This is a genomic window from Bacillus sp. EKM208B, assembly GCF_011800725.1.
Lineage (GTDB): Bacteria > Bacillota > Bacilli > Bacillales > Bacillaceae > Bacillus > Bacillus velezensis.
The window spans coordinates 179,300-199,097 of record NZ_JAANHO010000003.1 but is presented as its reverse complement, the minus strand read 5'-3'; the positions used below and the strand labels follow the sequence as shown (position 1 = coordinate 199,097).

The 19,798-nt window shown below is 50.2% G+C and carries 17 protein-coding genes; 8 read left to right on the top strand and 9 right to left on the bottom strand.

Annotated elements, in window-relative coordinates; translation table 11 throughout:
• Positions 1–20: 20 nt before the first annotated feature.
• Both G9F75_RS06405 and asnB read right to left on the bottom strand, forming a co-directional pair.
• Positions 21–761, bottom strand: a complete 741-nt coding sequence (locus G9F75_RS06405; RefSeq protein WP_095060880.1) for a squalene/phytoene synthase family protein — start codon at positions 759–761, stop codon at positions 21–23.
• A gap of 85 nt (positions 762–846) precedes the next feature.
• Positions 847–2,688, bottom strand: coding sequence for an asparagine synthase (glutamine-hydrolyzing) (asnB, locus tag G9F75_RS06400; RefSeq protein WP_025284535.1), 1,842 nt, complete (start codon positions 2,686–2,688; stop codon positions 847–849).
• Between the two features lie 175 nt (positions 2,689–2,863).
• Between asnB and G9F75_RS06395 the strand changes: the two genes are divergently transcribed.
• Positions 2,864–3,406 carry a DUF2777 family protein gene (locus tag G9F75_RS06395; protein WP_167408974.1) on the top strand — a complete coding sequence of 181 codons (543 nt, stop codon included), beginning with the start codon at positions 2,864–2,866 and terminating at the stop codon, positions 3,404–3,406.
• A gap of 198 nt (positions 3,407–3,604) precedes the next feature.
• Here the strand turns inward: G9F75_RS06395 and G9F75_RS06390 are convergent, their stop codons facing one another.
• Positions 3,605–3,961, bottom strand: coding sequence for a YisL family protein (locus G9F75_RS06390; RefSeq protein WP_061862054.1), 357 nt, complete (start codon positions 3,959–3,961; stop codon positions 3,605–3,607).
• Between the two features lie 93 nt (positions 3,962–4,054).
• Positions 4,055–4,960 carry a fumarylacetoacetate hydrolase family protein gene (locus G9F75_RS06385; protein WP_088056535.1) on the bottom strand — a complete coding sequence of 302 codons (906 nt, stop codon included), beginning with the start codon at positions 4,958–4,960 and terminating at the stop codon, positions 4,055–4,057.
• A gap of 217 nt (positions 4,961–5,177) precedes the next feature.
• Here G9F75_RS06385 and G9F75_RS06380 point away from each other — a divergent pair, with 217 nt between their 5' ends.
• The 7 genes from G9F75_RS06380 (at position 5,178) to G9F75_RS06350 (ending at position 7,532) form a co-directional block, all read left to right on the top strand.
• Complete coding sequence (locus tag G9F75_RS06380; RefSeq protein WP_014417374.1) at positions 5,178–5,393, top strand: aspartyl-phosphate phosphatase Spo0E family protein; 216 nt, start codon at positions 5,178–5,180, stop codon at positions 5,391–5,393.
• 189 nt (positions 5,394–5,582) lie between these two features.
• Positions 5,583–5,804 (top strand): spore germination protein, encoded by a 222-nt coding sequence (locus G9F75_RS06375; RefSeq protein ID WP_003155135.1) that lies wholly within the window; start codon positions 5,583–5,585, stop codon positions 5,802–5,804.
• 12 nt (positions 5,805–5,816) lie between these two features.
• Positions 5,817–6,053: a spore germination protein GerPB gene (locus G9F75_RS06370; RefSeq protein ID WP_007409164.1), complete on the top strand. Its 237-nt coding sequence runs from the start codon at positions 5,817–5,819 to the stop codon at positions 6,051–6,053.
• A 35-nt stretch (positions 6,054–6,088) separates the two neighbouring features.
• Entirely contained in the window at positions 6,089–6,706 is a 618-nt protein-coding gene (gene gerPC / locus G9F75_RS06365; RefSeq protein WP_014417373.1) for a spore germination protein GerPC, read from the top strand.
• Positions 6,703–6,879 carry a hypothetical protein gene (locus G9F75_RS06360; protein ID WP_003155141.1) on the top strand — a complete coding sequence of 59 codons (177 nt, stop codon included), beginning with the start codon at positions 6,703–6,705 and terminating at the stop codon, positions 6,877–6,879. Before gerPC ends, G9F75_RS06360 begins: the two co-directional genes overlap by 4 nt.
• Positions 6,879–7,274 (top strand): spore germination protein GerPE, encoded by a 396-nt coding sequence (locus G9F75_RS06355; protein WP_014417372.1) that lies wholly within the window; start codon positions 6,879–6,881, stop codon positions 7,272–7,274. Before G9F75_RS06360 ends, G9F75_RS06355 begins: the two co-directional genes overlap by 1 nt.
• Positions 7,275–7,313: 39 nt before the next feature.
• Complete coding sequence (locus G9F75_RS06350; RefSeq protein ID WP_003155143.1) at positions 7,314–7,532, top strand: spore germination protein; 219 nt, start codon at positions 7,314–7,316, stop codon at positions 7,530–7,532.
• A gap of 43 nt (positions 7,533–7,575) precedes the next feature.
• Here the strand turns inward: G9F75_RS06350 and G9F75_RS06345 are convergent, their stop codons facing one another.
• The 5 genes from G9F75_RS06345 to addB form a co-directional block, all read right to left on the bottom strand.
• On the bottom strand, positions 7,576–7,869 hold the full coding sequence (locus G9F75_RS06345) for a hypothetical protein (protein ID WP_017417418.1): 294 nt from the start codon (positions 7,867–7,869) through the stop codon (positions 7,576–7,578).
• A gap of 15 nt (positions 7,870–7,884) precedes the next feature.
• Positions 7,885–11,277, bottom strand: coding sequence for an exonuclease subunit SbcC (gene sbcC, locus G9F75_RS06340; RefSeq protein ID WP_128496552.1), 3,393 nt, complete (start codon positions 11,275–11,277; stop codon positions 7,885–7,887).
• Positions 11,274–12,446: an exonuclease subunit SbcD gene (gene sbcD / locus G9F75_RS06335; RefSeq protein ID WP_115940933.1), complete on the bottom strand. Its 1,173-nt coding sequence runs from the start codon at positions 12,444–12,446 to the stop codon at positions 11,274–11,276. Before sbcD ends, sbcC begins: the two co-directional genes overlap by 4 nt.
• Before the next feature lie 64 nt (positions 12,447–12,510).
• Positions 12,511–16,215 carry a helicase-exonuclease AddAB subunit AddA gene (gene addA / locus G9F75_RS06330; protein ID WP_103527242.1) on the bottom strand — a complete coding sequence of 1,235 codons (3,705 nt, stop codon included), beginning with the start codon at positions 16,213–16,215 and terminating at the stop codon, positions 12,511–12,513.
• Positions 16,202–19,702, bottom strand: a complete 3,501-nt coding sequence (gene addB / locus G9F75_RS06325) for a helicase-exonuclease AddAB subunit AddB (RefSeq protein WP_021494951.1) — start codon at positions 19,700–19,702, stop codon at positions 16,202–16,204. The genes addA and addB overlap by 14 nt, the downstream gene beginning before the upstream one ends.
• Positions 19,703–19,798: the final 96 nt, after the last annotated feature.

Below are 19,798 nucleotides of genomic sequence, written 5' to 3'. Positions count from 1 at the left end.
TTAAGAAGCCGGGCGTTTTTTTATGCTTGCGAAAGCTGTTTTCTCATGTCACCGAGCTCTGACCGGTAATGTGCCAGCAAACCGGTAACGGCGGGCCTTGAGTATAACGGAAACAGCTCCAGCGCTTCAGACGCCTCCTCGAAATACGCCTCGGCCTCGAATGCGATGTACTCCCATACATTCATAAAAGCTTTGTTGACGGTATGGCTCTCCAGCTCTTCTTCCGTATAGCCGAATTGCTTCATTACCTGGCGCGGGAGACGCTTTTTCGCCCGCTCATCCGTATGGACCCCCAGAAGCACCCGGGTCAGCTGAATGGCTGCTCCTAATGAAACGGCTGCATGGCGGAGTTTCTCTTGGTTCCGGCGCGCGCAAACCGGCAGCAGCAGCAGGCCGAGGGCTCCGCCTGTTTGGCCCGCGTACATCAGCAGGTCATCAAACTCTTGATAAGTTACTTTTTCTCTGTCAGAGATTTGGCCGGCGATAAACTCACGTAACGGCTCTTCTTCAAGCGCAAATTGCTGCCGCACATCGGCGAGCGCTTCCCACAAAAAGCCGTCGGCGCCTGTCCCGTTCAGAAAGTCTTGTGCCGCCTGTTCAAATCCCTCAAGTTCCTGCACATCAAGCCGATCAGCTTCGTGAAACAAAGCAAGCACCGCCCATGCGGCCCGCCTGTTTTTTGGCGGCAGGGATGAGAAAGTCCGTTTATATAAAGGAAAGTGCGCCTCGGCAAGCTGGGCGCATGTTTCGTATTCGGTCATGGTATCACTCCTCTGTTTTTTAGTGTACCATATGTTTCACAATAAAAAGACCGATATCCTTCAGCGGAAACCGGTCGCGGCACTGTTATTCTTCTATATCGATACGGTACGCCTCAAACCATGTATGGATCTGGGCAAGATGGGCGATCAGCTGCGGGCCTTTCATCAACTGGCCGAACCACGGAACCTGAAAAGATGAACCTTCTGTCTCCAGCAGCATTTCCAGCTTCTTTCTGTCAAGCAGGGTGTGAAGCACGGAATCTTTCTGTTGTAAAATCGTTTTCAGCCATTCTGTGACCCCCTGCGTGTATTTCGGGTGATGCGTTTTCGGATAAGGGCTTTTTTTGCGGTACAAAATATCTTCAGGAAGCAGTCCTTCAAGCGCTTTCCGCAAGATGCCTTTTTCCCGGCTGCCATGCATTTTCATTTCCCAAGGAATATTCCAAACGTATTCCACAAGTCTGTGGTCGGCGAACGGCACCCTTACTTCAAGACTTGCGCCCATGCTCATGCGGTCTTTGCGGTCGAGCAGATTTGTCATAAACCAAAGCATATTTAAGTAGAACAGCTGCCGTCTCGCTTTATCTGTTCCCGTCTCACCGTCTAACAGCGGCGTTTCCGCAATGGTTTCTTCATATCTCGCATTCACGTATTCTCTAAGGTTCAGCCGTTTTTGCCACTTTTCATCCAAGAGCGTGATCCTCTCCTCAGTCGACCTCATCCAAGGAAATCCGTCTTCTTCTGCCGCGGTGTGAAACCACGGATATCCGCCGAAAATTTCGTCCGCACATTCTCCGGAAAGGCTCACGACAAAATCTTTTTTAATTTCCCGGCAGAACCATAATAGCGAGGAATCAACATCAGCCATGCCCGGCAGGTCTCTGACGAGAACGGATTCCTCCAGATGTTCAACCAGCTGATCCTGCGTAATCACGCACTTATGATGCTGTGTGCCGAATGCATTTGTCATTTTATCGATCCACGGGCCGTCATCATTCGGCTGAAACGCGCTCGCTTTAAAAAATTTGCTGTTCTCCTCATAATCAATTGAATAAGTATGAAGGGGATCTCTGCCTTGTTTCTCAAAATGAGCGGCGGCTATCGCGGTTATCGCGCTCGAATCAAGCCCCCCTGATAAAAACGTGCAAACCGGCACGTCAGATACGAGCTGGCGTGTCACTGCATCCTGAAATAAGTACCGAATGTGAGCCGCGGTTTCATCGAAGCTGTCTGTATGCTTTTCGCTCTTTACATTCCAATAACGCCATATGGACAAACCGTCCTTTGAGAAAGTGAACGCATGGGCGGGACGCACCTCGTGAATTCCTTTAAACACCCCGCAGCCCGGAGTTCTGGACGGCCCGAGTCCGAATACTTCCGCAAGTCCGCCGCTGTCTGTGCGGGCTTTCACATCAGGATGAGCAAGGATGGCTTTCAATTCCGACCCAAACAGAAAGGAAGAGCCGTGTTCTTTATAAAAAAACGGTTTGACGCCGAGCCGGTCTCTTGCCCCGAACAGCCGCTTGCGCTTTTCATCCCAGATGGCAAAAGCGAAAATACCGTTCAAGCGGTCCACGCACTCCTCCCGCCACTCAATATAGCTGTGCAGCAGCACTTCTGTATCAGAGGTCCTCTCAAAACGGTGGCCCCTCGCCTGAAGCTCCTTCCGCAATTCCTCCGTGTTATACAGCTCGCCATTATAAATGATCGTGTACGTTTCCTCTTGATGCGTGCAGGCCATCGGCTGGCGGCCGCCTTCAATGTCAACGACCGAAAGTCTTTTATGTCCGAATAAAACATGGGGCTCTCCCCAGACGTTTGAATCATCAGGCCCTCGTTTTGAAAGAGTGTCTATCATATTGTTCATAATATGTTTCTCTTGGACGAGCTGCTTTTGAAAATCGACCCAACCCGCAATTCCACACATGTGATATCAGCTCCAATCCCGTTTCTGTCGGTATCAAATTCGTTTCTATCAGCACTTTACCCAGTTTATGCAAAGAAACGCAGATAGTTGATTTGTCCCACTAAGAGTTGTATGAGACAAGCCCGATTTGGAAAGAACGGAAGAGAAGAAACAAACAAAGGAGACCGGCACGGTTATGAAACGAAAACAGCTTTTCTCAGAAAAAAACAAATGGGGGCGCGGCACCCTGTTGATAGAGGACGGCATCTGCCTCGTCGAAAACGATGAAGGCGATATCCTGCTTGCAGACAGTCTAGGAAACGCAGACGTATTGATGAAACGCGGCGGCAGATGGCAGCCGGCACGGATTTGCGGCGGTGCGGCCGAAATCGGCGCAGACACCATCCCCCTGCTCGGCGGGGAAGAAATCCGTTATGAAAAGGCGGTCAAACGGCCGCTGTTAACCTTGCTCGATTCGCTGGACGATGAAACGTTTCTGCTGTTTCTCAGCCATCTTCACGGGTTCGGCCTGTCTGTATATGATTGCGTATTTTCCTACAATCAGGCGCTGTTTTCCGGTGAAGGCGTTTCGTTTTATCACTTCTCGGCGGATGACGCACAATGCGCCCTGCAGCATCACCGCGGCAGCTCGGGTAAACACGACAGATTTGAATGGACGGCATCTGACGGGCGGCGCTCCATTATGTATTCAGCGGCAAAACAAGACGGCACCGCGTAACAAACAGGCGGCACTTTTAAATAGGTGCCGCCTGATGTATTTAGCTTTGTTTTCACGCTGATTGACGCCCGGCGTTTGCTTTTACCCTTTACAGCCGTAGCTTTTTCGGTAACAAGAGTGATTGACGCTGGCACAGTTGCGCAAAATGTATGCGCAACTAAAAAAACCCGGATGCATCCGGGTTTTTAAAGCGACTGATTAAAATACGTGAAAGCCGATCGGCAAGTGAAGGCCGAGCAGCACTGTCAGGACGAGCACGATAATAAATCCGATCCACAGTCCGCCGGTTGATTTGTCTTTTTTCTTGCGGATGACGAGCATTTCCATCAGTCCGATGGTAATGATGCCGAGCAGCATTTTTCCGGCATACTCTCCGTTCCAATTCGCAAAACGGACGAAAAGCTCAGCTCCGGTCAGAATAATAATAATGTAGAATAAGCGCAGAATCATATGCGTAATTTTTGCGCCCTTCGCTTTTCCGGCACCGTACAGCCCGTAGCTGACAAACACCAGGATAAGCGCAACGACCCATGAAGTAATATGCCAATGTGTCATTATGTTCAATTCCCCCTATCAGATCAATCTGCCTCACTTATGGTACCACAACAAGCCGCTCGGAGCATTATCAATCGTGCGAAAGACACACAATTATCCGATTTGGTTCGACAGCGTGCCGATCGGTTCAATTGTAATGTCAATGCGGTCCCCCGGCTTTAAAAATTTCGGCGGCTTAAACCCTTTTCCGACACCGGACGGCGTCCCCGTCGCTATAATGTCACCGGCTTCAAGCGTCATCCCTTTTGACAGCGTCTCGATTAATTCAGCTATCGGAAAAATCATGTCACCCGTTGATCCTGATTGGCGCAGTTCTCCGTTCACCCGCGTTTCAACTTTCAGGCTTTGCGGATCACTGACGGCCGACTTATGTACAATGACCGGGCCCATCGGGCATGTCGTATCCAGGCTTTTGCCGATAAAAAACTGTTTATGTTTTTTCTGCAGATCGCGCGCTGTTATATCATTTACAATGGTATAGCCGAATATATGATCAAGCGCATGTTCTTTGGAGATGTGCGATCCGCTTTTTGATATGATTACCGCAAGCTCCCCTTCATAATCAAGCTGCTCCGTTACGTCCAAGTGGCTGTGCACTGTTTCTCCGTGTCCTGTAACGGCAGCGGGGGCTTTCGTAAAAACCATGGGATGCTCCGGTATATCAGCCTCACTCCCCATTTCAACGGCATGATCACGATAATTTTTCCCGATGCAGATCACGTTCTTTGAAGGTCTCGGAATAGGCGCGCAAAGCTTTACGTCAGACAGCGCATACATAAATGAACCCGACTCGTCATTCGGTTTTTTCGCCCATTCCGCAAGCTGTCCGGCATGCGCGACAAACTTATCTCCTTTTTGAATGCACTCGATCAGCGAACCCGGAATCGTCTCAAGTTCAAACAATTTTTTTTCAGCCTTTTGCAGATCTAAGATTTTGTCATCATCAATGATCAGACCGACAAATGTTCGGCTGTTCAGTTCCCCTGTCGCAAATTTCATGTTAATCCCCCATCATTTTTAAATCTGGCATTCCTTTATGTATTCTTCCTCCGGGCGGGAAATTCCTCTTTTAAACAGGCTGAAAATAAGTGTAAAAGAGTATCAAAAATTGTCACTTTTTTAGTCATATTGACGAAATAAAACCTTCTTGGACAAAATGGGTTATACTATTATCATCCTATGTTTTCCAAAATAATCGAGAATTGGAGATCACACGATGAACAAAATTGAAGAAAAAAGATTAACTTTATTCGAGACAGCGCAAAAATTCGGAATCAATGCGACGGAGACCATCAGGTGCAGCCAGGAGCTGGACAGCCTTTTAAACGGGTGCCGGGGCGGGCTCATCCAACAAACGAAAGACAGCGGGCTGAACCCGTCCGTACAGATTGAGCACGGCCGCACCGCAGGAAAAAAAGAGGCTTTCTCATAAACGTGATGTGTATATAAATCTGTATCATTTATGTATAAGGCCCGGCATGCGTATAGCGCCGGTGTTTTTACGTCTAAAGTTTTTTCCGCTCACAAAAATGTGCATTTGTCATAAGCTATTTTAGGCAGGCAGCCCAGATAAGCTCCTGGAGTGCAGTCATGAAAATCTTCACGAAAAGGATGTGCTCGTATGCCCGCAATTGTCGGAGCGTTTAAAATTAATGCCGTCGGTACGAGCGGAGTCGTTCATATAGGCGACTGCATCACCATTTCTCCAAAAGCAGAGGTTAAGACATTTGCCGGAGCGGGCAGTTTCAATACCGGAGACAATCTCACACTGACGAATTACAGAAATTCAACGAATGTGTACGATAATGATGTAATCGATCAGCCGATGGCAGGAAACGCATAAAGGAGGCGCCGTATGAATTTTTACGTCAATCAGTCGATCCATATCAATTACATGCGTGTAGAATCTGTCAGCAATTCCTCCATACTGCAAATCGGAAGCGCCGGTTCAATTAAATCTCTTTCCAATCTGTACAATACAGGGAGTTATGTTGAGCCGGCGCCGCCTGTCACCGCGGGGCAGCAGACTGTAACAACAGGGGGAGGTCCCGGCACCTCATCATTTGTACCGCTCCAGCCGCCAAGCCGGTAGTTTTAATGAAGGAAACGAGACGCGAGGTGAATGTCATGTATGATCAATCCGTTTCATCCTACCTGCAGAATTTAAATTCTTTCGTCCAGCAGCAGGCGCAGCAGATTCAGGAGCTCGAACGGCAGCTGAAAGAATTCCAAAATGAAATTTCAACGCTGAAGCAGCAGCCTTCTACAAGAATCGATCGGCTCGAGTATAAATTTGATCAGCTGAAAATTGAACGGCTGGAAGGAACGCTGAATATCGGATTGAATCCGACTGATCCGAATGCCGTGCAAAACTTCGAAGTCGGCCAGACATCTCCGCAGGTCGGAATGATGCAGCAGGAACAGGCGGGCCAGCAAATGCAGCAAATCCGCCAAAACGTCGATATGTACCTGAATGAAGAAATCCCCGCGCTTTTAGAGAAGCTCGAAACTCAGTATGAGAGCAGGCTGGACGAAGCGAACAAATATCATATTATTGAAGATATCAGAAAGCAGATGGACAGCCGGATTCAGTATTATCTGTCCCATGTCCCGAAAGAAGAAAATACGGCGCCCGCGCAATATGCCGAGCAGATTGCCGAACATGTGAAGCGTGATATTGTCAGGGCCGTCGAGCACTTTATTAAGCACATACCTGGTGAAATGAAAGGTGATGATCCGTCATGATTTTTACAGTGATTAACCGGAATATTGAAGTCGGCGACATCCGGTCTACCGGTGTATCCAGTTCTTCCTTATTATTAATCGGCGACACCGATTCCGTCTATCTGTCTTCCATCTTTGACACGCCTCCGGAATCTCTTATTATCGGGCCTTATGTGCCGCTGGCGCCGGAATAATGTTAAAGCGCATTTCACGCCTCCGGAACGCCAAAATCAATTCAGTCGGAATTGCGAGTGTCTTTCAAGCAGGCGATACGAATGAAATCAATATGCGGGTCAAAGTATTGGCCGATCAGCGTAGTCTTGCTGTATACAGAGATGATGAAGGCTCATTTAACAAAAAAGAATACCAGATCTTTCGGCAGCCGGCCGTCATGCCGTTACCGGAAACGGGAGTCCAAAGCGCATTCTGCCATGAAAACCCTTCAATTCGGGTAAGGAATGTGAAAGTTCAAGGGGTATCGTCAGCGTCCGTGGTTCAAATCGGATCGACGTCGATCGTTCTGGGAGATTCGCGGCTGAAACATATTAGGCAGATCTTCACATCAAGCTCACAATCACAGCAGCCCTGACATATAATGACGGTGAGACTTCTATAAAGGGTGTCGTTTATGCCAGCAATTACCGGACCTATAGCTATCAATTCCATATCGGGCGGAGTCGTAAACTTTGGTGATTCCTTTTACCTTTCTCCAAAAAGCTCTTCTAAATCTGCGCTCGGTTCGGGAGCAGGCAATACCGGAGATTTCCTGTTATTAAACAACGTTGTCAATGCGACAAACTATATAGACCCCGATGTCAGCGATCAAAATGTGGTCGGAAACGCCTAAAAAGCAGCCGCTCTTTCAGAAGAGGGCTGCTTTTGGTTCAGCGTTATGTTCGTTCATTTGCTTTTTTTGTTTTTACAAGCTTTTTTGGCGGCTGTTTTCTGATCCATTTCACAAACCGCGCGAGTTTCGGGTCACGCCGCAGCTCTTCTATTCCCGCGAGCCTTGCCGCAAGCTCCTGATTCGTATAGAGCGCGTGAACCTGTTTATGACAAGGGATGCAGAGCATTGCGGTCGGAAGGAATGTCCCGCCTTCTTCCTTAGGCGTTAAGTGGTGCTCCGTCAGCCGCACATGATGGCGGCCGCATAATTCACATGTGCCCTCGGCAGAATCGGCCATAATTCCTTCTCCTTTCTACATGATCTCCAATGTGACCCGGGTGCCTTTCCCGCCCGGTTCGGACGGATGAACGATTAATTTTTTCGGCAGACGCGCTCTCAGCTCCTGCACATGGCTGATCACTCCGACGGATAAGTTGTCCGATTGCAGCTTTTCGAGCGCTGTGACAACGGTGTCTAAGAGCCCTTGGTCAAGAGTCCCGAATCCTTCATCTAAGAAAAAGAATTGCAGCGGGTATTGCCCCCGCAGCTGAATCTGGGCGGACAAGGCAAGCGCAAGCGACAGCGATGTCAGAAACGTCTCCCCGCCGGAAAGGCTTGATACGGGCCTTTTGACGCCTCCGTTCGCGTCATCACGCATGACGAAACCGCCTTCTGAATCGACTAATATGGCATACCGCTGCCTTGTCAGCGCTCCGAGACGGGCAGAGGCGTCCCGAGCCACGCTTTCCAGCTGTTCTTCCGCTAAAAATTCGACGAATGTATTGCCTTTACATACAGACTGGAGCTTATCAAGCCTGTCAATCTGTGTCTGCCAGCTTTTCAGTTCGGCTTCAATCTCTTTAAAGCGCTTATGCTGTTTTTGCATAACCGCGTAGGCTTTTGCCTGTGCTCCTTTTTCCTCCATGGCGGCGCCTGACTCAGCCTCTGCCTGCTTCAGCAGAGAAACGGATACTGTCCATTCTTCCTCTGATATCCGGCGGTCGGCTAATTTATCAGTAACACGGCTGATATTTGCCGATAGCTGTTTTGAGGTGTCCAGGAACTCATCAATTTCTTTTTTCATTTCCTCTGCACGCCCTTGCGGAAGCAGACTTTTTTTGACTTGGTCCGGCTCGGTAAATCCGGTGTCTTTTGACCTCAAGCGCCAGTCGTTTTGCGCTTTCTCAAGGGAGGTCTCAGCATCCCTGAGTGACATGAGACTCCCGGATTCCCGGCCTTTTGCGTCATTCAGTGATTGCTGCGCCTGCTTCAGCGCATCGAATAGGGACTGCTCTTTCGATTTTAACAGCTGTAATTCCTGCCGCACCGCTTCAAGCTTTGCGGAAATTGATGTTTCTTCAGCTGCTGTTCCGAGCTCTTGTTCATATCCGTCAATCACCTGCTGCAGGCGCTCAGACGCATAGTGAAGCTCGAGCCGTTCCCGTTCAAGCCGATGCTTCATCTCCTGCAGGCGTTCTTTCTCCTCTTCATGTTCCTTGAGGAATGCGATGCTTGTTTCAATGCGCTTCTCACATTCTTCTGCCTGCCTGTCCTTCTCATCTATCGAAGCCTGCCAGGCGTCAATCCGGTTTGGCGGAATATCACCGCAGACTTCGTTGTACTGATTCAATCGGCTTTCTGACAGCGATTCAAGCTCTTCTAATGAATGTCTGAGACGGTCGGCTTCTTTTTCCTCGTAGCGGATTCGTTCGGCAAGTTGCTCAGCTTGTTTCACCGTCTGCTGATGCGCGCTGATCAGTCTTGTGACCTTCTCTTTTACCGACAGCATATCCTGTTTCATTTGTTTCCATTCCAAGCGGACGGCGCTGAACGCTTCATCAAGCGGGCGTCCGCTGATGGAAGAAGCGGCTTCCAGCTCCGGAACCCGGGCGCTTTGCAGAAACGGACATTCTTCGGTAAAACGCCCCGACTGCTCTTCTAATGCAACCTTGGCTGTCAGCACTTCCTGAGAAAGAGCCGCCGCCTCAGAAAGCAGCGCTTCAACCTGCTGCAACTGTTCCTGTACAGCCGTATCAGGCGAGAATGTTTCATGAGCGGAACGCGGGCGGTCATGCTGCGTGGAGCCGCATACAGGACAAGGCTTTCCTTCGATTAGTTTTTCCGATAATTCTTTTGTTAATGCAGCCGTTCTCGCTTCCTCTGAGCGCCTGCGGAGATCGGCTTGCGTTTTGTCAGCCCGTTCGGCTGCGGCTTTCAGTGAACGTTCCGTTTCACAGACCATATGGTAAACGGTTTGAAGCGTTTGATAAGCGTGCGTAATGTCTTCCTCTTCCGTTTTCGCCTTCGCTGTGAGCGACTCGCTTTCTCCGTTCAGCTTCTCCACGTTTTTCAGCTGCGTTGTCAGATTGGCCCGCTCTTTCGTGATTTGTTCCTGTGTCTGCTGAAAGCCCGCCGCCAGCTGTGCCGCGGTCTGGCATTTTTTCCGTTCATCGGCGGTCACTTGAACTGCTTTCAGCTCTTCTTTCAGCTCATTCTGCCTGTTTTGGCCGCGGGTCAGGCGGTCTTTCACTGCGGCCAGCTGTTTCGAGGCGGCTTCGTATTCTTCCTCTTTTTTGCTGTGTTCCGCATTTGTTTTTTCCGCTTCTTTTTTCGCTTCAAGCAGTTTTTGTTCAATGGCTGAAAGTCTTTGATACAGCTCTTCTTCCTTGACAAGCTTCGGCTCCTGTTCGGCCTTATGGGCCCGCCATGCTTCATAGGCTTCATTTTGCCGGGTAAATGAAACGGTTTCCGCCTCTGATTTCCGTTTGGCCAGTTCGTGCTCCTGTTCGGCGCGCTGCTTCCGGCGGACGGCTTCTGTGTAACGGTCTGCGTACGGCTCAAGGGCGAGAGCTGTTTCCGCCTCTTTAAGACGCTCAGTCAATTCCGTGATGTACGGGCGTCTTTCCTCAAGCTTTTTCTCCCGGCGCTCATATTCATCTCTTTCTGTCTGCAGGTTCCAAATTTCCTGGTGATTCTCAAAACGCTCTTTTGCCCGGACCCGTTTCTTCTCAGCTGCTTCAAGCCGTTCGTTCGCTTCGTGAAACTGCTGTTCAGCCTGCTTCAGCGCATCTTCTCCTGCGTCTCCGAGGCCGGATTGTTCGGCCAGCATTTCATTTTTTTTCGCTGCCGCTTCCTGCGCCCGCCGCCGCAATTTTTTGACAAGCCTGTCCCCGTACTGTTCCAGATTAAACAGGCGCTGGAGCATATGTCTTCTTTCCGCGCCTTTAAGCGACAGAAACTCGGCAAACTTTCCTTGCGGCAGAACGACGGCTCTTGTAAAGTCGTCAATGGTCAGGCCAAGAAGCTCCTCTACCTTTTTGTTCACTTCATTCGCTTTATCGGCCAGCACTGTTTGTTCGTCTTTGATTTCAATCAGCCGGCAGAGGGCGGTTTTTACTTTCGTTTCATCCGTTCTCTTAAAAACGCGCTCGACCTTGTAGGAAACCCGGTGGCCGGATTGAAGCGCGAATGTAAATGAGACGGCGAGCTGATCTTCGGCATGATTCAGGATGCCGTGCGTATTATTTGCGGCGCGCTCCACTTTTCCGTATAAAGCGAGTGTCATGGCATCAAGGATCGACGATTTTCCGCTTCCGGTCGGCCCGAAAATCCCGAACACCCCGGCTCCTGACAGTCCGGCAAAATCAATGGTCTGTTCCTCCCTGAAGCTGTGGAGCCCTTTTATCGTTAACAGAATCGGCTTCATGTCGCATCCTCCTCATCATCTGCTGACGCAAGCTCTAAAAACAGCTTGACCATCTCCTCATCCGGCACGCCGCCGCCCGTTTGTTTTTCATAAAACTTCTTAAATCGATCCTCAATTGATGTGTGTTTCACTTCAATCCGGTCATTGCCGGTCTCTTTTTCTTCAAAAACCGGCCTGATATGGATAAAGCCGGGATGCGCCTTTCTCAGCCGATGAATTTCCTCGAGAGAAAGCTGATCCGTCAAATGGATATCAAGATCAATCCACGCATTCCGGTCACGCCCTTCATCAAGCCAGCCGTGAACCTCGCTCAGCCCCTGCGCTTTCCATTTGACGAGCGGTTTACCGGAAGACAGAAAAATCTCTTCCCACTTCGCTTCTCCGCCGGGCTTCGCTTCTACCACCGTCACCGATTTGGCATAACCGGCTTCTGAAAAGCTGTATGCGAGCGGAGAGCCTGAATAACGGGCAGCCGTCTTGGCGCGCTTGATCGTTTGCGGACGGTGGAGATGGCCGAGAGCCACGTAAGCCGCATCAGCCGGCAGGCTGTCAGCGGCAACTGTGTAAGCGCCCCCGACTTCAATCGGACGCTCTGAATCGGTCTGATTTCCCCCCGCGACATAAATGTGGCTCGCCGCAATTTTCACGGCATCGTCCCGGCACAGTCCGCACATGTGAGCAAACGCCTCTCTGATTTTCACATCGTAATGATCGCGAAGAAGCTTTTCCTCAAACGTATCAGAAAGCACTTCGTTTAATCTCGCCTCTGACGGATATGCCAGCGCGGCTACGGCTAACAGCTCGTCCGCCGACGGCACCTCAATATGCACGGGTTCTGTCCGCGGATAGCCGATTAAATGAATGCCGCGCTCATTTGTTAACGGAGAAGCCGCCGCCAGCCTGTCGGGATTGTCATGGTTTCCGGCAATGACGACAACCGGGCGCTTTCCGCCGTCAGAAAGCGCGGAAAGACTTTCGTAATACAATTGTTCAGCGAGCGCAGGCGGGTTGACCGTATCAAATACATCCCCCGCCATAACGACCGCATCAATATTTTCTTCCTTGACAATGGTATTCAGCTCTTCCAATACCTCGGCCTGCTCGCTCAGCCGGCTTCTGCCTTCCAGCGTTTTGCCGAGGTGCCAGTCAGCTGTATGTAAAATGCGCATACCGCATTCACCTCACTTTTTGATAGAAAAAAAGATCCGCTCCAAAAAGGAGCTTCGGATCTTGTTACAGTGTAAGAACGTGACCTCCATCGAAGAAATAGAGCGCACGCCCTTTCACTTTCGTTTTTGTAATTTGTTCAACCGCTTTTGTATACAATTCGATTTGTGTTTCATACCTTTTTTGCAGAATCGGAGCCGCGCCTTCAAATCCGTTCCGGAATTTCCCCTCTATCCGATCTGTTTTATAGTCCAGCAAATAGAGACCGTCCGCCGTTTCGTAGAGGCAGTCAATAATCCCCTGCACGAGCAGCGGTTCACCGGCCGTTTCGGCATCCTTGTACACCTCGCCGGCCGGAAGCGCCATACTGAACGGCACTTCCCGATCAATCCGCAGCGCCCCGAGAAGATCTTTACCGATTTCAGTTCCGAAAAACTGAACAATTTCTTCTATATCAATAACTTCCTGCTGCTCTTCTGTCAGCAGCTCTTTTTCGTAAAGCATCCGGACCGTCCGCTCCGCTTCTTCGGCAGTCGGCACGTGCGTCAGCGGTATGTGCTGCATCACCGTATGCATCGCCGTTCCTTTTTCGGCGGCTGTCAGCCCTTTTTTCATCATAAAACCGGGACGCCTGTATAAAAGCGTGTCTCCTGACGGTTTGATGAGAGAGCGGCCGCTGTATTCATCCTCGTATTCTTGCTTTCTCTTCAGCTCAGAAACTGACTGCTTCGTTCTGATAGCCGTCAGCTCTCGGTACGGATATTCCCATTCAAGCAGACGGCGCGCCTGATCATCAAATGAAAACGAACCAGGAATCGGCTCGCCCTGCTGTATTGCTTTGAGACGTTTGCTCTTTTCTTCAGCACGTTCTTTTGGATTCTCTTCCAGCAATTCACTTTGCTGCAGCATCCGGATGTGAAAACGCGATGGGTCGCGCGCGATATCCTCAGACGATGAAAGTCCCGGCGTCCTGTGCGCCTCCATGTCACGGTGGCGGATGAGCGCCGGCCCGATAAAGTCCAAATAAGATGACGCCTGATAGCGGTCGAATTCAGAAAGAAGCCAATCAGCCCGGTCTGCTTGCGCCTGCCATTTGGCCAGCTGTTTTTCCCGGTTTTTGCAGGAACCGATGAGAAACAGCTTTTCCTTCGCTCTGGTCAGCGCCACATACAATACGCGCAATTCTTCGGATAAGAGCTCTCTGCGCATCTTTTTCTTCATCGCCACAAGCGGCAGAGTCGGATAGCTGATTCTGAGTTCCGGATGAATGTACTTCGTGCCAAAACCGAGCTCTTTATCAAGCAGGTATGATTTGTTGAGATCCATCATATTAAAACTTCTGCCGAGTCCGGCGGTGAAAACGACGGGGAATTCAAGTCCTTTGCTGCTGTGGATCGTCATCAGCCGAACGACATCCTCCTGCTCGCTGAGCGCCCGGGCCGTCCCCAGATCATCGCCGCGCTCCTGCATCCGTTCAATGAACCGCAAAAAGCGGAATAACCCGCGGAACGCCGTCGCTTCGTACGAGCGCGCCCGGTCATACAAGACGCGCAGATTGGCCTGGCGCTGCTTTCCGCCGGGCATGCCGCCTGCATAGTCAAAATATCCGGTATCGCGGTATACTTCCCAAATCAGCTCAGACACCGAATGATTCGTCGAAAATGACCGCCACTTTTGCAGACTGTCATAAAAGGTTCTCAGTTTTTGATACAGGTCATCATGCCTGTCACCGTTCGCTATATATGCTTTCAGCGCTTCATAAAACGGCGCTTTTTTCTTTTCAAGGCGTATCAGCGCAAGTTCATTTTCGTCACATCCGACGATGGGCGAGCGCAGCACGGAAGCAAGCGGAATATCCTGATACGGATTATCAATCACCTTCAAGACTGAAAGCGCCGCAGCCACCTCCACGGCTTCAAAGTAACCCGACGTCAAATTGGCGTACACCGGAATGCCCTGGTTTTTCAGCTCTTCCATTAATTGCGGCGCCCACGGCATGGAGCGCAGCAAAATCACGATATCCCGGTACTGGATATTCCGGTGTGTTTTTGTTTTGCCGTCATATACCTTAAACGGAGATGAGACAAGCTTTCGGATCTCCCCGGCTATCGCTTTCGCTTCCCAGTGCACGGTTTCAAAGTCTTCGGCATCCTCGGCGCTGTCTGCGTCATCAGCGCTGTCAATCAGCAGCAGTTCCGTTTTGGCCGCGTCATTCGGCGGATACGATGCTCCGAGCTTCAATGCCGCCTGTTCATCGTAGTCCACTTCGCCGATTTTTCCGCCCATCAGCTGCTTAAACAAGAAATTCGTACTGTCCAAAATATCGGAGCGGCTGCGGAAATTTTGGTTCAGATCAATTTTCTGCCCCGCGCCTTCCCCGCTTTCTGTAAACCTTTTATATTTCCCGAGAAACAGCAGCGGCTCGGCAAGTCTGAAACGGTAGATCGATTGTTTGACGTCGCCTACCATAAACAGATTTCCCGCCTCTTCATCCCCGCTTTTAACAAGCTGCAGGATAGACTCCTGCACAAGATTGGTATCTTGATATTCATCAACCAGAACTTCATGAAACTGGTCTTGATAATAAACGGCCGCTTCGCTCGGCACCCGCCGGCCTTCTTCATCAACCGCAGTTAAAATCGCCAGGCAGTAATGTTCCAAATCTGAGAAATCAATAATTGATTTTTCTTGTTTCGCCGCTTCAAATCGTTTTCCGTACGATATCACGAGCTGAACGAGCGTTTCGATGACAGGCTTCATATCTGTTAAACTCTTTAAGTGATCTTGCGGACTTCTTGTAAAGTAATCTGTCTTTACCTTTTCGATCAGTTTCTTCGCGCCGTTTCGCAAATCGGTCGCTTCGTCCAAAAGCGCTTTGTCAAATTCATCACCCTTTACCGCCTTCGCCCGCTTAAATGAGACTGCGGGAACCCGTTCATACAGCGCATCGAAGTCATGCCGGCAGCTGATCAGCTCTTCTATCTGCTGAAGGTCATCCAGAAAATTATCAGCGCGCGGGGCCGGCCCGCCGGGCGCTTTTGTCAGTTCAAGCGCCTTCTCAAGCTTTTGTTTTGCCCCGAAGAGCGCCATTTCAACATCTTCTCTCACATACTGGTAAAACGGAAGCTCTTCCATTTTGCTTTCTTCCGTCACGTCATACAAGCGGACAAAGCTTTGCAGCCACGCTTCCGGGTCAGGATGCGACCGGGAATACTCGTACACCCGTTTGACAAGGTCTTGAAGATCCAGATCATGCCTGTCTGTCGTATATCTGTCCGCAAGCTCAAAAAACGCCTGATTCCCTTTTGCGTATTCATCTTCAAACAGCTCATCAAGCACTTCGTCTCCGAGCAATTCGCCTTCCGTCTGGTCAGCCATCCGAAAACCGGGGTCAAGATCAATCATATAATAATATTTTTTAAGCACTTGCAGACAGAAAGAGTGAAGCGTCGAAATGCTCGCCCGATTTAATAGAGAGAGCTGCCGTCTGATATGCAGAGATCCCGGATTTTTGGCGAGCTCTTTTTCTAATGCTTCCGCGATCCGATGCTTCATCTCCGCTGCTGAGGCGTTTGTAAAGGTCACCACAAGGAGCCTGTCAACATCAACCGGATCTTCTTCCGCGGTTATCTTTCTGATCATCCGTTCCACGAGCACGGCCGTTTTACCTGATCCGGCTGCGGCAGCGACCAGAATATCGCGGCCGGAAGAAACGATGGCGCTCCATTGGTCATCCGTCCATATGCTGTCTTTCGGTTTAGGAATTTGCATCATCATCCGCCTCCTTCTTCAGCCAATCCAGTATGGTGCCGTCTTTTTCCGCTTTCAGGCTGCGGTATTCATTTTCCTTAAGCGACTCATCAAACTGGCACACCGATTGAAACGCACAATACGTACAAGGCGTCTTATCTTTCAGCTTATACGGGGTAATGGACACAAGCCCGTCCGTTATCGCTTCGCCCGCCTGTTCAAATGTCCGCCGCACATGGTCTGTCAGCAGATGAAAGTCCTGTTCGCTGACCGCGGCTGAGTCGGATCTTAAAGACCCGTCCTTTTTCAAACCGGCATTGACGATATTTGAACGCCCTTCCTCCAACGTCGTGTCCATCAGGCTGATCGCCTCCCGGTCACCGAGGAGAAGGCCTTTCATTTTAAATTTCTTAAAAATTTCCTGCTCGATTTCATCAAGCCCCATCGGCAGACTGGCCTGAATCATCGGATCATGAATATGGAAATACAAAACGCCTGCCGGGGTCGCTTTCATGCCGAGCCAATCCGCGGAATGTGTAATCGATAAGTCAAGATATGTGAGCATTTGCAGAGCGAGCCCGTAATACACCTCAGCCAGATCAAGCCCTCTGTCGCTTGATTTATAATCAACGATTCTCAGCAGCAGGCCTTTTGAGCTTTCCGCTTTATCCACGCGGTCGATCCGTCCGACGAGTTCCATCGTACAGCCGTTTTTCAGCGTGAAAGTGAGCGGAGGCAGCGGCCCGCTTCCGCCGAAACCGAGTTCAAGACCGACCGGGACGAAACCGCTCGCCTTCGCATGCTCGCTTAATATGCCTGAAACACGCGTGACGATCTTCTGCAGTTTTTCCTTCACATAAAAGTGTCTGTTTGAGCTGAGCAGAATCTCTTTTTGCAGCTTTGGCGCAAGCCGTTCCACCGCTTCATAGGAGAAATTCCGGCACTGATCTTTCGTCAGATCGCGCCATTCCAGCTTCTGCTCACGAAGCCGGTCTGAAATCAGCTTCAGGCTGGAGTGAAACAGCTGGCCGATATCCGGGGCTTCCAGCTTGAAAAACTGCCGCTCTTTTAATTGAAGCCCGTGTGATGCAAAATGGGAAAACTGGCAGGCATTAAACGCCTCCATCCGGGAGACGCTTCCTTTAATATGCTCGCCGTAAAGCTGGCGCGAAACAGGCCGTTCAAGACGCTTCGCCTCATTGCGGAAAAACAGGCTTGAAAACAGCTTTTTCGAACGCCGGTGATCAGACTCTTTCATCAGCACATTGTATGCGCTCCACCATACGTCACTGATCTCGTACTCTCTTGTCCACAGCCTGAGCTGACTTGCCGTATATGTCTGAGCCACCTGTTTATTGACGAGATACTGGAGCTGCTCTTCTTCGCTTACCTGCTCGGGATCAGCCGCTGACAGCTTTTCCTGATGATCGGGAAACAGCTCGCCAAGCCTGTTTACAACGATTGACGGCAGGAGCGTTTTTCCTTCCGCATCGGCAATCGGGTATGACACATAAAGACGGTCAGACGGACTCGACAGCGCCATATAGATGAGAAAATGCTCATCAAGCAGCCGCTCACGCCCCGCGGAAGACAGCTCCACTCCGACCGCTTTCAGCCACTCCCGGTCATCATCAGACAGCACGCCGTTTTCATCCGGGCGCGCCGGAAGAATGCCGTCATTGGCCCCGATGACGAATGTGCAGGACGTGCCGTACATTCTTGAGAGATCCATATTCCCTACAAATACTTGGTCAAGCGCAGGAGGAATTAAAGAAAAATGAAGCGATTCCGTTCCCGTTTCAAGCATTTGCTGGAACAGCGCCAAAGATATTTCATCTTCACCCATCATACCGGCAAACTCCTCGAGAAGCTGGATAACGGCATCCCACGCCTGGCCGTGCTGCTGCGCTTCGATCATGTTTCCGGCCTCTTCGGCCCGCTGCCTTTTTCGGTCCAGCTTCAGGGGAACATCGGTATCTTCCAAAAAGAGATAAAGAGCCTCCGCCATGCTTTGAACCGTTTTCGCCTTTTTCATCCGGTTTTGAAGCCGGACAAGGGGCGCGGCCATCCACTCTTTCGTCTCATTCAGCATTTGCTCCATCTCTATTTCCTGATCTGTCTGCGCGAAATCCTCATCGAGCGATACGAAGCGCCTGTATACAAACCGCTCGCCGCTCGTCCAGCGCTCCCCTTTAATGCCGTAGGCGATACAGTAGTTTTCAAGCTGATCAACCTGCTCTCTTATTTTCTGCTCCGGCTGATCAAGCGGGAATAACAGTTCGGTTTTCGCACAGCGGAACACCGCTTCATATCTCCAGTTCCCCTTCACGACATCCAGGCTTGAACGGATGAATTCAATAAGCGGGTGATGCTGCATAGAAGCTTTTCCGTCAATAAAATAAGGAAGCCCGTAATCGGCAAACACTTCCTTCAGCAAATCTTTATAATCTTCCGGCTGACGGATGAGAATCGCCATATCTTTGTACCGGTATCCTCCGTCCCGGACAAGCGATTGAATTTCCCGGGCAATACCTTCAAGCTCAGCTCTTCTGTTTTGCGCCTGCATGACGGTAAAAGCTTCCTGTCCGCCGGTATACGCCGCGGCGGGACGCACATCGTACTGCGACTCTATACAGGCAAGCTCCGGCACAAGCCGATGCCGCTTCGTGCCATGCAGTTCCTTGCAGGAAATATCGGCATTCAATTCCTTTGCCGTCTGATAAAGCTTATAGTATGTGCTTCCCGTCATTCTGAACAGATCGAGCTCATCCGGTGCCTGTTCCGCCGAAGGGCTGTCCGCCGTCAGCGAGAATGTGACATGTTCAGCATGCATGATCAGCTGCTCCAGCACCCTTAATTCCTGCGGCGTAAATTGATAGAATCCGTCGACGTAAACACGGGCGCCTTTTACAACGTCCGCCAAAGGAATCTGCTGAGCGAGCAGCGTCAAATAATCCTCTGAATGCAAATAGTGTCCGGCGAGGCTTCTTTCCATCTGCTGATATAAAATGCCTAAATCATGAAGTTTTTCAGACAGCATCCGCTCTCCGCGATATTCTGACGCCGTTCCGCTTTCCGCCATGCGGCGGACGTCTTCAGGCTCAATACAGTACCGCTTAAACTCTGTCAGCATCCGTTCCACCTGCTCAGTGAACCCGGTTTTGTCACTCGCTTTTTGATACACTTTAAACTCGTGCTTATATTCTTCAATCAGTTTCCTTAAAAGCATCTGCACACCCGTCGTCGTCACAAACGGGCGGTTCATGCCCCCGGTATGCTGAAGCACGCGCCACGCCAAACGCGAAAAACTGAACACTTGAGCGCGTATCATGCCGCCGATATCCGGCGTTTTAGCAAGCTCATATTCCATTAAAAACGTCATTTGATCCGGGACTAGAAAAATGATCGGTTTCCCGAACGGCTCCCGGCGCAGTTCATCTTGAATGCTGTCGATAATCAGCCTCGTTTTCCCACTCCCCGATCTGCCTACTAAAAACTCAACACCCAAATTAGAAGACCCCTCTCTTTTTATCTTTCTACATTTTATCGAAAGTTGACGAAAATGACCAATCTCATCTGCTGGTAAAAACGGGATGACTGTTTT